This is a genomic window from Rhizobium sp. 768_B6_N1_8 (assembly GCF_051811225.1).
In the GTDB taxonomy this organism is placed as follows: Bacteria; Pseudomonadota; Alphaproteobacteria; order Rhizobiales; family Rhizobiaceae; genus Rhizobium.
Map to the genome: position 1 here is coordinate 1,743,217 of NZ_JBPWPV010000001.1, position 12,922 is coordinate 1,756,138.

The window sequence follows — 12,922 nt, forward strand, 5'->3', positions numbered from 1 at the left end:
CCCGATGGGCAAGCCCGGCATCGATTTCCCAGGCTTCGGTGTAGGCCTGGTGATTTTGCGCGACGGCAAAATCCTTCTCTACAAACGCGTGCGTTCGCCTGAAGCCGGCTACTGGAATATCGTCGGCGGTAAGGTCGACCATATGGAGCCGGCTGAGGAGGCCGCGCGCCGCGAGGCGGAAGAAGAAACGGGACTGACAATCGGCCGCGTCGAGCGGATCGGCTTGACCGAACAGATCATCGAGGCCGACCGCCAGCACTGGATTTCCCTTCTCTATATCGCCCGCGATGTGGCGGGCGAGCCGCAGCTCACCGAACCCGACAAGCTCTCGGATTTCGGCTGGTTTGGCCTTGCCGACCTGCCTGAGCCGCTGTCGGCTTTCACCAGGGTCGCGATATCAGCTCTTCCAGCTGGCGAGTTGCGCTGATCATTCAGCCCGCAGCGCCGCTTCATAGGCAAGCCGCACCCAGCGCGCCATGACATCGGGATCGTCATAGGCCTCGTCGGGGATGCTCCAATAGGGCATCTTCACCGGAGTTCCCTTCTTGCCCTCGTAGAACCATTGGCTGGCGCCTGCCGCGGCAAACTCCGGTGCGCTCTCTTCATCGGCCTTCAGCAGGATTTCGTCGCGCACCTCGAGCGCCAGGATGCGGCCGAGATGGTAGATGCCCTTGCCGCCGAACATGCGCTTGATGGTGACAGGCCCAAGCGACTGAAACATTTCATCGATGCCGGCATTGTCCATGGCCTGTCCTCTTTCCTGCGCAGCCGAGCCTATATCGTGTGATAACCGCGGTTCAAATAAAGAAGCGCCGGGTGGATCTCGGTGAAACGAACGGCAGCGACCTCGCCGAAGATGACGTTATGGGTCGGCATTTCCTTGATGTCGGTCACCCGGCAGTCGAAGACGGCAAGCGCATCGGCAAGTACGGGCGCGCCCGTTGCCAGCGTTTCGAAGCGGGCGCTCAAGAAACGATCTCCGTTTTCCAGATGCGTGCGGCCTGAAAAGGCATCGGCAACGCCCTGATGATGGGCGCCGAGCGAGTTCAGCGCGAAGATGCCGCTTCGCCAGAAGATCTCGTTCTTCGCATTGGTGTTGCTGAGGCAGACGAGAACGGAAGCCGGATTGTCGGACACCGAGCAGGCAGCCGTGATGGTGACGCCACGGCGGGCTTCACCGAGCGCCGTCGTCACGAGCTGCACATGGCCGGCATAGCGGCTCATGGCATCGCGATAGAGGCCGGGATCGATATGCTGCCTGTTCAACACATGCTTCTCCACAATCAGTGTCTTGTTTTTATTATTTCACCAATATGGCGGGCATCGGTTACCTTTTCTACAATGGCACCCTCTAAAAGCTGCAGAACACGCTTGTTTTTCTTTGACGATTGCCGCCGTGCGGATAAAAGGGCATGGACAAGACGAGAGACCTGCACCTTTCATGATGACCCTGCGTGTCATAGCCGCCCTTCTGTCGCTCATGGCGTTGACGGCCGAAGGCCGCGCGGCCGGCGTGACGATCGGCGTCGTGGCGCCGCGAGAGGGCACTTTCGCCTCGCTCGGCGCACAGATTTCCGCCGGCGCGAATTTTGAGATCCAGCGGGCGGGCAATACGGTCGTTCCTGTCAATGAGACCTGCCAGGACAATAGCGGCCAGGCGATCGCCGATGCGCTGATCGCTGCAAAGGTTCAGATCGCCATCGGCTTCCTCTGCAGCGAGACGCTGGAAGGCGCCCTGCCGAAGCTGAAGGACGCCAATATTCCCGTCATCACCGTGTCGGTACGCTCGCGCATCCTGATGGAGGATTCGCTGAAGAACGGCTGGCCCCTCTTCCGCCTCGGTCCGCAGGATAGCGATGAAGCCGCCAGGATCATTCAGATCATCCTGCAGCAATGGACGGCGTCTCCGATCGCCCTCATCGAGGACGGCACGATCCATGGCCGCGAACTGACGGAAGCCGTGCGCAACGCACTGGAAGAAAATGGCTTGAAGCCTGTTTTCACCGACACCTACCGGCCGGGACAGGAACAACAGATCGGCCTCGTGCGCCGCCTGAAGCGGGCCGGCGCCACCAAGGTCTTCATCGGCGGTGACAGGAACGATGTCGCCATCATCGCCCGTGACGCCAAGGCTGAAAATATCCCGCTCGACATTCTGAGCGGCGACGCGATGCGCGCTGCAAACCAGCCGCTGGCGCTGGCTGATGGCGTACGCGCCGTTGCCATTCCCGAATATGCGCTTCTGCCGGATGCGGCTGCGACCGTCGAGGCCTTGCGCGCAGCCGGAACCGAACCGGAAGGTTATGTTCTGCCGGCAGCCGCAGCCGCGCTGATTGCCGATCAGGCCGTGCAGGCAGCGGTGGCCGAAGGCAAGCCGGTGGCCGAAAAACTGATCGCAACGCAGTTCAATACGCCGATCGGCCCGGTCATCTTCACGCCAGCCCACGAACTGTCGCAAAATCCCTATCGTCTTCTCGAATGGCGCGGCGACACTTTCGTCCCGCCGGCCGATGGGACAGATTGACCTATTGAAATTTGCCGTGAGGCGCTCGCCGCTTCCGGTTGAGAGGAGACCGAGATCATGACGACACTGCCCATCCGCATCGCCCCATCGATCCTGGCGGCAGATTTTGCAAAACTCGGCGAGGAAGTACGCAACGTCACTGCGGCCGGCGCCGACTGGATCCATCTCGACGTCATGGACGGCCATTTCGTGCCGAACATCTCCTTCGGCCCCGATGTCATCAAGTCGTTGCGCTCCTATACGGATGCGACCTTCGATTGCCATCTGATGATCTCGCCGGCCGATCCCTATCTGGAGGCTTTCGCAAAGGCCGGCTGTGATCGCATAACCGTGCATGCAGAGGCCGGACCGCACCTGCACCGCTCGCTGCAGACGATCCGCCATCTCGGCAAGAAGGTCGGCGTCACCCTCAATCCGGCAACGCCGCTTTCGGTGGTCGAGAACGTGCTTGACGATGTCGACCTCATTCTCATTATGTCCGTCAACCCCGGTTTCGGCGGCCAGAAATTCATTCCGGCAATGGCAGACAAGATCGCAGCGGCGAAGTCACTCATCGGTGATCGCCCGATCGAGCTTGAGGTGGACGGCGGTGTGACGGTCGATACCGCGCCTGCCGTGGCAAAGGCCGGCGGCAATGTGCTCGTCGCCGGATCGGCAATTTTCAAGGGCGGCTCGGTCGAGACCTATCGCCAGGCCATTACCGCCCTTCGCAACGCGGCTGAGGGAGCTCGCTGATGACGAAGCGCATGTTCATGGGCGGGTTTTTCGCCGTCTTGCTGACCGGCATGGCGGCCACGGCCTCTGCTGGCGATATCGCCAATATGCAGCCTGTCGGCTTCTCCGCCGACGGCAAGGTCTTTGCCTTCCAGGAATTCGGCATGAAGGATGGCAAGATCCCCTATTCGGAGACCTATTTCATCAATACCGAAACGGGTGCTGATCTCGAGGGCACGCCCTTTCATTTGGAATTGACCGACAAGGATGCCGATCTGTCCAAGGCACGCCGCCAGAATCTGACGGCAGCCCGCCAGCAGATGGACAAGTACAACCTTCTGACCAATCCCGGCCTGATCGCCGCCTTCAACCCGCCGACCGAACTCGGCTCGCCGATGAAGACGATCCGTTACACGACAATCGCAAGTGACGGCCCGCCGCGGGGCGCCTATTCGCTGCTGCTCGGCGATGCCGAAGTCGCCAAGCCGGAAAGCTGCAAGGACGTCAACCGCGTCATCGGCTTCACCCTGCAGCTCATCGAGAAGGACGGTGCGCCGAACCGCCAGCTAGTGCATGAGGACAAGTCGCTGCCGGCAGATCGCGGCTGTACTGTGGAATATCGCATGGGCGGCGCCCTCGTCTATCAGCCGGAATCGGGCAAGCCTGTCCATATCGCCCTCATCCTGGCGCTGAGCGCCTCTCCTGACGGCCGCAACGGCCGCTGGATCGCCGTTCCGGTTCACCCCTGAGAATGAACCGTTTGCGGGCGGCATGGCCGTCCTTATCAGAACTTTTCATCGGCGCCCCGCTATGGGGCGTCCAGATGCTGCTCTCCGCCTTGGCCGGCCTCTATCTGCGCAATGGCATGGAGACGAGCCATGTGCTCGATCTCTCCATCCTTTATTTCGGCGGCGGGCTGCTCTCCTGGCCCTTTAACTTGCTTGCCGGGCGTTATCTTGCGCTCGGCCATCAGGCGGAGGCGCGTTTTGCCGCATTCTTCCTGGTGCTGACGATGGGCACGGTCCTGATGACGGCCTTTCTCTTCGCCATGGACTACCGGATTTTCTATTCCCGCTGGCATTCGCCGTTCGGCTCGGTCATCTGGATGTTCCAGTTTGTCTTTACCGGCGCCAGCGCGGTTTATCAGTTCCTTGTCCTTGGCCTGGGGCTGTTTTTGCCCCTCGGACTGGTCTGTCTTTTTGTCACCAGCCTGGCTCTTGCCAAACGCATGCGTTGAGATTGCCGGCCGTCTTTGCTACAGGGGCCGCAGCTACTGTCACGAAATGAAGGCGCTCGTCCATGATCCCTCGTTATTCCCGGCCCGATATGGTCGCCATCTGGTCTCCCGAAACCAAGTTCCGCATCTGGTTCGAGATCGAGGCCCATGCCTGCGACGCGCTGGCAGACCTCGGAGTGATCCCGAAGTCGGCAGCCGCCACCATCTGGGAAAAGGGCGGCAAGGCGACTTTCGACGTTGCCCGCATCGATGAGATCGAGGCCGTCACCAAACATGACGTCATCGCCTTCCTGACGCATCTTGCGGAAATCGTCGGCCCGGACGCCCGCTTCGTCCATCAGGGCATGACCTCCTCCGACGTGCTCGACACCACGTTCAACATACAGCTCGTGCGCGCTGCCGATATCCTGCTCGCCGACATGGACCGTGTTCTGACAGCGCTGAAGACGCGCGCCTTCGAACACAAGGACACGATCCGCATCGGCCGCAGCCACGGCATCCATGCCGAGCCGACGACAATGGGCCTGACCTTCGCCCGCTTCTACGCCGAGATGAGCCGCAACCGCGCCCGCCTCGTTGCCGCCCGCGCCGAAATCGCGACGGGGGCCATCTCCGGCGCTGTCGGCACCTTCGCCAATATCGACCCTGTTGTCGAAGAGCATGTCTGCGCAGCACTCGGCCTCGTTCCGGAACCCGTTTCCACGCAGGTCATCCCGCGTGACCGCCATGCCATGTTCTTCGCCACCCTCGGTGTCATCGGCTCGTCGATCGAAAACGTCGCGATCGAAATACGCCACATGCAGCGCACCGAAGTGCTGGAGGCGGAAGAATTCTTCTCGCCGGGCCAGAAGGGCTCTTCGGCCATGCCGCACAAGCGCAACCCGGTCTTGACTGAAAACCTGACCGGCCTTGCGCGTCTCGTGCGCATGTCGGTCGTACCCGCGATGGAAAACGTGGCGCTCTGGCATGAGCGCGACATCAGCCATTCGAGCGTCGAGCGCGCCATCGGCCCGGATACCACTGTTACCCTCGACTTCGCGCTGAACCGTCTCGCCGGCGTCATCGAAAAGCTCGTGGTCTATCCCGAGAACATGATGAAGAACCTCGACAAGTTCCGCGGCCTTGTCCATTCGCAGCGCGTTCTCCTGGCGCTGACGCAGGCCGGCACCTCCCGCGAGGATGCCTATCGCCTCGTGCAGCGCAACGCCATGAAGGTCTGGGAACAGGGCAAGGATTTCCTCGAAGAACTGCTGGCCGATGCCGAGGTGCGCGCTGCACTCTCCGAGGCGGATCTCCGCGAGAAATTCGATCTCGGTTATCACACCAAGCATGTCGACACGATCTTCCGCCGCGTCTTCGGCGAAGCTTGATCGGCACAAGACAGGTCATGAGACGGCGCCCGTGAGGCGCCGTTTTCATTTTCGCTTCCGGGACGTAGTCGCCGGCGCAGCGCGCTTCTTTTTCTCCGGCTTGCCGATCGATGTATCGCCCGGCTCATCCGATATCTCACAAACCTCTGTCTCACCCCGGCCCTTAGCCGCCTTGGCCACCAGCAAGTCGAGGTGCTTGAGGTCTTCTTCGTCGAGATTTTCGATGCCGATGAAGCGGTTCTCGGCATGGCTCGTCAGGATGATTTCGTTGAGCTTTGCCTGGATGGCCCGCGTATCGCGTGTCTGCGCATTCTGCAGCACGAAGACCATCAGGAAGGTGATGATCGTCGTACCGGTGTTGATCACCAGCTGCCAGGTTTCCGAGTAGTCGAAGACGGGGCCGAGAGCAGCCCAGATAATGACGGCGATAAGCGCCAGAATGAAGGTCACCGGCTTGCCCGCCCACTCCGATATCTTGGTTGCGAAGTGGGCAAACACATGGCGTATGGTCACCTTGAAATCCTCCTTCGAAGTCGGCACAAGACAAACTCCAAGCAAGGTTCCGAGGTTCCGGGCTCTGTTGAAATTCCGGGGCATCGCGCAAATTCGCGACACCCCCGGGATGTTGCCATTACATGGCTTCGCGGGCGATCAGCTTCCGGTAAAGATGCCAGGTCGCATGGCCGAGGATTGGGATGACGAGTGCGAGGCCGACAAAGAGCGGGATTGTGCCGATGACGAGCGACGCGGCAACGATCAGGCCCCAGAGCAATACCGGTATCGGATTGACGAAGGTTGCCCGGATCGAGGCGACCATCGCGGCCACCGCCCCGCAGTCCCTGTCGAGCAGCATCGGGAAGGTCACGACGGTGATCGCCAGTACGACGAACGCAAAGCCGAGGCCGACTAGATTACCCCACAGGATGAGCTGCATGCCTTCCGGCGTACCGAACACTTGCTGCAGGAAGAGCGACATGGAGCGCGGGAAGACCTCGCCAAGAAGGCCTGTATAGATGGTTTGCGCCGTGACCAGCCAGACGGTGAATATCCCGAACAGCAGGAGGCCGACGGCGATGATCGACGGCAAAGCCGGCGAATGGCGGACATCGAGTGCATGTTTCCAAGAGGAATCGAGTCCGGCCTCGCGCCGGCGGCTGATTTCGTAGAGGCCGATCGCGGCTATCGGGCCGATCAGCACAAAGCCCGACATCAGCGGAAAGATCATCGGTGCGAGATTGGCGCCCGAGCTCAACATCGTCAGGAAGATACCGGCGATCGGATACATGAGACACAGGAAAACGTAATGCGAAGGCTTCTCGCGGAAATCCTCGAAACCCAGCCTGAGCGCGTCGAAGACGTCGGCTACGCTGATCCTGTTGACCACGGGCCGTGCGAAGCTCTCGCCAGCACCCGTCATGACATGAAATGTCGTCATGGCTTTCTCCTCCTCAGCCAAGATGAACCGGAGGCGAATGTGTCGGCAACAAGGGGCCGACACGAGAACGCAACCGGCATAAAGCCACGTTAGCAAATTTTTTGAGCTAAGTCGCTCTTTCCCTTGACATCGCGGTTAAGCTTTCTCACATCGGCGGCACCATGAAAGCTTCAGACGCAGATATCCTCATCATTCCCGGCTATACCAATTCCGGCCCCGACCATTGGCAGAGCCGTTGGGAAGCGAAACTCAGCACCGCGCGCCGAGTCGAGCAGGCGGAATGGTCCAAGCCCGTGCGCGAGGACTGGACTGCCCGCATCGCCGAAGCGGTGAATGCCTCGACACGCCCCGTGGTGCTCATCGCTCATTCCCTCGGGGTGCCATCGGTGATCCACGCAATTCCGCTGTTTCAAAAGCGCGTAGCCGGCGCCTTCTTCGTCGCGCCGCCCGATGTTGCCAATCCGGATATCCGCCCGAAGCATCTCATGACCTTCGGCCCCTACCCGCGCGATCCGTTACCTTTCCCCTCGATTACGGTCGCCAGCCGCAACGATCCCTTCGGCACCTATGAGCATGCTGATGACATCGCTAACAGCTGGGGTTCTTTCCTTGTGGATGCGGGCGAGTCCGGTCACATTAACTCGGAATCCGGCCACGGCCCCTGGCCGGAAGGCACGATGGTCTTTGCCCAGTTTCTCAGCCGCTTGCCCGGCTGAGAAAGCCAAAAAATCCGGCATTTCCAGTGAATTAAGCGATCGCTTTCTAAGCATTTCTTAATGGAAAGACCGCAGACTGCGCTGACGCCAGAAAAGCGAGAGCGCCCGTGAAGCAAACCCACCCGCCAAAAGCCGCCAATGTCAGTTGCGACGAGCCGGCGGCCGATGGGTTCGCAAGCTACACCGACGATTCCGACATTGCGGAGCGCGAAAGCCGATGGAATTATGCGCTCGTTGGCTCCGGGCTCGGTGTCTGGGACCACAATTACCGCCTCGACAAGAAATATTACTCGCAGACCTGGAAGAGCATACGCGGCATGGCGCCGGATGAGGAGGCCGACGGCGACTACGAGGCCTGGCTGCAGCTCGTTCATCCCGATGATCGCGATTTCGTCGTCAACGCCATCGAGCGCCAGAATGCTGGCGACCCCGACTATCATGTCTTCCAGTATCGAGAGCGCCACAAGGACGGCCACTGGGTCTGGATCGAATGCCGCGGCGCACCCGTCGAGTGGGATGAGAACGGCGCTGCTCAGCGCGTCGTCGGCACGGACACGGACATCACCGCGCGCAAGGAAACCGAGGAGATGCTCGCGCAGCTCTCCCGCCGCCTCGACCTCGCTTTGCAGATCAGCGATATCGGCGTTTTCGAAGCCGATATCGATCACGGGACCGTCGAATGGGACGACCGCCTTATTGCCATTTACGGACTGAAGGATGCCGATCGTTTCTCCGCAGCCAATGCCTGGCTCAGCACTGTTCATCCTGACGATCGCGATCGCGTCAACGAAACCGTCGAAAGCAACGTCAACAACGAGACCGGCTTTCATCAGGAATTTCGTATCATCAGAGGCGATGGCGCCGAGCGCATCATCCGTGCCCGCTCGGCCTTCTTCGTCGACGGCAATGGCTGCCGCAAGCTGATCGGCGCCAATTGGGACGTGACGGAGGAAGTGGCGCTGCGCAACGAGTTGCGGCGCGCCAAGGATCTTGCAGAAGCACGCAACCGCGAACTCGAAGCCGCCAAGGAAAGCATCGAGCATCTGGCGTTCCATGATTATCTGACCGGCCTGCCGAACCGTCGCTATCTCGACAAGATGCTGGAGGAACTCTCCGCCCATTGTCGCGAGGAAGGTCTGGCGCTTGCCATCCTTCATATCGATCTCGACCGCTTCAAGCAGATCAACGATACGCTCGGCCACCGCGCCGGCGATTATATGCTCAAACATGCTGCCCGGGTGCTGCGCGATTCCATTCGCGGCACCGATTTCGTCGCGCGCATCGGCGGCGATGAATTCGTCGTTCTCTGCATCGTCGACACTCCCTCGAAGAAGATTGCCACCGTCGCCGAGCGCATCATCCGCGAGCTGCGCAAACCCATCAAATACGAGGGGCATGATTGCCGCTTCGGCGCCAGCATCGGCATCGCCATCGATAGCGGCCCCAAGCTCGACGAAAAGCAGCTCCTGCTCAATGCTGATATCGCGCTCTACCGGGCCAAGGGCTCCGGCCGCAACCGCCACGAATTCTTCTCCAATGCTGCACGCCGTACGATCCTGACGGCCAAGCGCCTTGCCGATGAAATCCTGATCGGCCTGGAGCGCAACGAATTCGTGCCCTTCTATCAGCCGCAGTTCGATGCCCGCACGCTCGATATCGCCGGCATCGAGACGCTGGCCCGCTGGCAGCATCCGGAACACGGACTGCTGGCGCCGGATCGCTTCCTCGACATTGCCGAGGATCTCGACGTCGTCTCGACCATCGATGCGCTGATCCTCGAACAGGCGATCGCCGACCGGAAAGCCTGGATCCGCGAAGGCTTCACTATTCCCCGCATCTCCGTCAATGTCTCCGGCCGGAGACTCTCCGATCCGCAGCTTGGCAAGAAGCTGCGCTCGCTGAAGATCGAGCCCGGCACGGTCTCATTCGAACTGCTAGAATCGATCTCGCTTGACGATTGCGACGAGGCGGTCACCGCCAATCTCAAAAAGCTGAAGAAGCTCGGCATCGACATTGAGGTCGATGATTTCGGCACCGGTCATGCCTCGATCGTCAGCTTGCTGCGGCTGAGCCCGAAAACACTGAAGATCGATCGGGAGCTGATCAGGCACCTGCCGCAATCGGCCGAGCAGCGCAAGCTCGTGCGTTCCATCATCGAGATCGGCCGCTCGCTGAATATTCTCGTCACCGCAGAAGGTGTCGAGACCGCCGATCACGTCCGCATCCTGCAGGAGCTCGGCTGCGACATGCTGCAGGGCTATGCGCTCGCCCGGCCGATGTCCGGCCTACAGTTCCCGGCTTTCATCCGTGGCGAAAGCTGGCGGCAACCGGAGGGTGAGGCTCGCGCACTGCAGAAGGATCTCCGCCATTCCGTGGGCCGGCCCATCTCCAAAACAGCCTCCGGATAAAGACCTGTATAACCCCTCCGAGATTTTGCCTTCATTCCACCGTAAAGAAAAAGGCGGTAGTCTTTCCTTGGCAAGATTTCGATTCTCATTGCGGTTTTCCCGCCCAAGGCCGGAAACCGGGGAAGGAGTGACAGGCGGATTGTGAAACTCTCTCTTTTCCTTTAAGGGGACGCCACGAGATCGATCCACGCGCGCTATCCCAAGAGCGCCAACAGCTAGAGAATAACCACAATGAACCGTCGCCGCCGTATCTACGAGGGCAAGGCAAAGATTCTGTATGAAGGGCCTGAACCGGGCACGCTGATCCAGTTCTTCAAGGACGATGCCACTGCTTTCAACAAGAAGAAACACGAAGTCATTGATGGCAAAGGCGTCCTCAACAACCGTATTTCTGAATATATCTTCAGCCATCTGAACAAGATTGGTATTCCCACCCACTTCATCCGCCGGCTCAACATGCGCGAGCAGCTGATCAAGGAAGTGGAGATGATCCCGCTTGAGATCGTCGTGCGCAACGTCGCCGCCGGCTCGCTCGCCAAGCGCCTCGGCATCGAGGAAGGCGTGGTCCTGCCGCGCTCGATCATCGAATTCTACTACAAGTCCGATGCGCTCGAAGATCCGATGGTCTCCGAAGAGCACATCACCGCCTTCGGCTGGGCCAATCCGGCTGAGCTCGACGACATCATGGCGCTTGCCATTCGCGTCAACGACTTCATGACCGGCCTCTTCCTCGGCGTCGGCATCCAGCTCGTCGATTTCAAGATCGAATGCGGCCGCCTTTTCGAAGGCGACATGATGCGCATCATCCTGGCTGACGAAATCTCGCCGGACAGCTGCCGCCTCTGGGATATCGAGACCCACAAGAAGATGGACAAGGACCTCTTCCGCCGCGATATGGGCGGTCTGCTGGAAGCCTATTCCGAAGTTGCGCGCCGTCTCGGTATCATCAATGAAAACGAGCCCGTGCGCGGCACTGGCCCCGTTCTGGTCAAGTAAAAGCAGGGAAAACAAGTGATCAAGGCTCGCGTCACTGTCACGCTGAAAAACGGCGTTCTCGATCCTCAGGGCAAAGCCATCGAAGGCGCGCTCGGCGCCCTCGGCTTCGGCGGTGTCGGTCATGTACGCCAGGGCAAGGTCTTCGACCTGGAGCTCGAAGGCACCGACAAGGCCAAGGCCGAAGCCGACCTCAAGGCCATGTGCGAGAAACTCCTCGCAAACACGGTCATCGAGAACTACGCGATCGCGATCGACTGACGATCATAGGCCCGCCACGCGGCGGGCCTTCAGGATGAAGCGTCATGGAAGCAAAGCTGGAGACGGAAGTCTCGAAATTCATGAGCTATGTTTTGCGCCATGCGCCGGAAGCCGCAGGCCTGACGCTTGATGCCGAGGGCTGGGTATCCTTCGATGCATTCGAAAAGGCGGTGACGTCGAAATACGACATCTCCCGTGCCGATATTATCGGGATCATCGAGAACAACTCGAAGAAGCGCTTTGCACTCGTCAATAACAGAATTCGCGCCAACCAGGGCCACAGCGTCGAAATCGATCTTGCGTTGAAGGCGGTCCAGCCGCCTGCAATTCTTTTTCACGGTACGTCACTCGTGAACTGGCCCCTGATCGAGCGCGAAGGCCTGAAGAAGATGGAACGGCGCCACGTCCATCTCTCGGCGGATGTCGATACGGCCAAGATCGTCGCAACACGCCGCAAGGGCGACACTATTATCCTGCGTGTAGACGCAGCACGCATGTTTTCAGAGGGTCATTCTTTCTTTGTCTCAGACAATGGAGTATGGCTCGCCGAAAGCGTTCCAGTTCAATATCTTTCGCCAAACGCGGGGACCTTATGAAATCAGCCGTCGTTCAACTTCCGGGCCTCAACCGCGATCGGGACATGATCGCCGCTCTCACCAAGATTTCCGGTCACCAGCCGGTGACGATCTGGCAGACGGAAACGGAAATCCCTGATGTCGACCTGATCGTCATTCCCGGCGGCTTCTCCTATGGCGATTACCTGCGCTGCGGAGCGATCGCTGCTCGCATGCCGGTCATGCAGGCGATCATCGAGAAGGCGAACGAAGGCGTGAAGGTGCTCGGCGTCTGCAACGGTTTCCAGATTCTGGTCGAGGCCGGCCTTCTGCCGGGCGCGCTGATGCGCAACGCCTCCCTGAAATTCGTCTGCCGCGAGATCAAGCTCGAAGTCGTCAACGCCGAGACGGATTTTTCCCGCGCCTATGAAAAAGGCCAGATCATCCGCTGCCCGGTCGCCCATCACGACGGCAACTATTTTGCCGACACGGAAACGCTCGCTGCCATCGAAGGCAACGGCCAGGTCGTTTTCCGCTATGCCGAAGGCACCAATCCCAATGGTTCGGTCAACGACATTGCCGGCGTTATGAACGCCAAGGGCAATGTGCTCGGCATGATGCCGCATCCGGAAAATCTCATCGAAGCCGCTCATGGCGGTTCGGATGGCCGCGGCCTCTTCGCCTCGGCGCTCGACGTCATCGCCGCCTGA

The 12,922-nt window shown here is 60.0% G+C and carries 16 protein-coding genes; 12 read left to right on the plus strand and 4 right to left on the minus strand.

The window, feature by feature from the left end; genetic code table 11:
- Positions 1 to 4 precede the first annotated feature (4 nt).
- On the plus strand, positions 5 to 427 hold the full coding sequence (locus tag AB8B33_RS08895) for an NUDIX domain-containing protein (protein WP_439015086.1): 423 nt from the start codon (positions 5 to 7) through the stop codon (positions 425 to 427).
- Here AB8B33_RS08895 and AB8B33_RS08900 read toward each other — a convergent pair whose 3' ends face one another.
- Together AB8B33_RS08900 and AB8B33_RS08905 are read right to left on the minus strand one after the other, a co-directional pair.
- Positions 428 to 745 carry a TfoX/Sxy family protein gene (locus tag AB8B33_RS08900; protein WP_113321788.1) on the minus strand — a complete coding sequence of 106 codons (318 nt, stop codon included), beginning with the start codon at positions 743 to 745 and terminating at the stop codon, positions 428 to 430.
- Between the two features lie 29 nt (positions 746 to 774).
- Complete coding sequence (locus AB8B33_RS08905; RefSeq protein WP_113185176.1) at positions 775 to 1,269, minus strand: flavin reductase family protein; 495 nt, start codon at positions 1,267 to 1,269, stop codon at positions 775 to 777.
- A 172-nt stretch (positions 1,270 to 1,441) separates the two neighbouring features.
- On the opposite strand from AB8B33_RS08905, the gene AB8B33_RS08910 reads away from it, so the two are divergent.
- The 5 genes from AB8B33_RS08910 (at position 1,442) to purB (ending at position 5,845) form a co-directional block, all read left to right on the plus strand.
- Positions 1,442 to 2,524: a branched-chain amino acid ABC transporter substrate-binding protein gene (locus AB8B33_RS08910; protein ID WP_439015087.1), complete on the plus strand. Its 1,083-nt coding sequence runs from the start codon at positions 1,442 to 1,444 to the stop codon at positions 2,522 to 2,524.
- Positions 2,525 to 2,581: 57 nt separating this feature from the next.
- A complete protein-coding gene (gene rpe, locus AB8B33_RS08915; protein ID WP_113321791.1) occupies positions 2,582 to 3,259 on the plus strand; it encodes a ribulose-phosphate 3-epimerase in 678 nt (225 codons plus the stop codon).
- Positions 3,259 to 3,987, plus strand: a complete 729-nt coding sequence (locus tag AB8B33_RS08920) for a DUF2259 domain-containing protein (protein WP_310388221.1) — start codon at positions 3,259 to 3,261, stop codon at positions 3,985 to 3,987. The genes rpe and AB8B33_RS08920 overlap by 1 nt, the downstream gene beginning before the upstream one ends.
- A gap of 2 nt (positions 3,988 to 3,989) precedes the next feature.
- Positions 3,990 to 4,475, plus strand: coding sequence for a hypothetical protein (locus AB8B33_RS08925; protein WP_439015088.1), 486 nt, complete (start codon positions 3,990 to 3,992; stop codon positions 4,473 to 4,475).
- A 62-nt stretch (positions 4,476 to 4,537) separates the two neighbouring features.
- Positions 4,538 to 5,845, plus strand: coding sequence for an adenylosuccinate lyase (purB, locus tag AB8B33_RS08930; RefSeq protein WP_025668863.1), 1,308 nt, complete (start codon positions 4,538 to 4,540; stop codon positions 5,843 to 5,845).
- 45 nt (positions 5,846 to 5,890) lie between these two features.
- Here purB and AB8B33_RS08935 read toward each other — a convergent pair whose 3' ends face one another.
- A complete protein-coding gene (locus tag AB8B33_RS08935) occupies positions 5,891 to 6,352 on the minus strand; it encodes a low affinity iron permease family protein (RefSeq protein WP_113321803.1) in 462 nt (153 codons plus the stop codon).
- 124 nt (positions 6,353 to 6,476) lie between these two features.
- The gene (locus tag AB8B33_RS08940; protein ID WP_310388226.1) at positions 6,477 to 7,280 is read right to left on the minus strand and encodes a DUF2189 domain-containing protein; all 804 of its coding nucleotides are present in this window, start codon (positions 7,278 to 7,280) and stop codon (positions 6,477 to 6,479) included.
- A 161-nt stretch (positions 7,281 to 7,441) separates the two neighbouring features.
- On the opposite strand from AB8B33_RS08940, the gene AB8B33_RS08945 reads away from it, so the two are divergent.
- The 6 genes from AB8B33_RS08945 to purQ all read left to right on the plus strand — a co-directional run bounded on the left by AB8B33_RS08945 (position 7,442) and on the right by purQ (position 12,922).
- On the plus strand, positions 7,442 to 7,996 hold the full coding sequence (locus tag AB8B33_RS08945; RefSeq protein WP_007826223.1) for an RBBP9/YdeN family alpha/beta hydrolase: 555 nt from the start codon (positions 7,442 to 7,444) through the stop codon (positions 7,994 to 7,996).
- A gap of 107 nt (positions 7,997 to 8,103) precedes the next feature.
- A complete protein-coding gene (locus AB8B33_RS08950; protein WP_113321795.1) occupies positions 8,104 to 10,404 on the plus strand; it encodes an EAL domain-containing protein in 2,301 nt (766 codons plus the stop codon).
- A 231-nt stretch (positions 10,405 to 10,635) separates the two neighbouring features.
- Positions 10,636 to 11,400, plus strand: a complete 765-nt coding sequence (purC, locus tag AB8B33_RS08955) for a phosphoribosylaminoimidazolesuccinocarboxamide synthase (protein ID WP_007826228.1) — start codon at positions 10,636 to 10,638, stop codon at positions 11,398 to 11,400.
- Positions 11,401 to 11,415: 15 nt separating this feature from the next.
- Complete coding sequence (gene purS, locus AB8B33_RS08960) at positions 11,416 to 11,658, plus strand: phosphoribosylformylglycinamidine synthase subunit PurS (protein WP_007826230.1); 243 nt, start codon at positions 11,416 to 11,418, stop codon at positions 11,656 to 11,658.
- A 44-nt stretch (positions 11,659 to 11,702) separates the two neighbouring features.
- Positions 11,703 to 12,254, plus strand: a complete 552-nt coding sequence (locus AB8B33_RS08965; protein ID WP_439015089.1) for an RNA 2'-phosphotransferase — start codon at positions 11,703 to 11,705, stop codon at positions 12,252 to 12,254.
- Positions 12,251 to 12,922, plus strand: a complete 672-nt coding sequence (gene purQ / locus AB8B33_RS08970) for a phosphoribosylformylglycinamidine synthase subunit PurQ (RefSeq protein ID WP_439015090.1) — start codon at positions 12,251 to 12,253, stop codon at positions 12,920 to 12,922. The genes AB8B33_RS08965 and purQ overlap by 4 nt, the downstream gene beginning before the upstream one ends.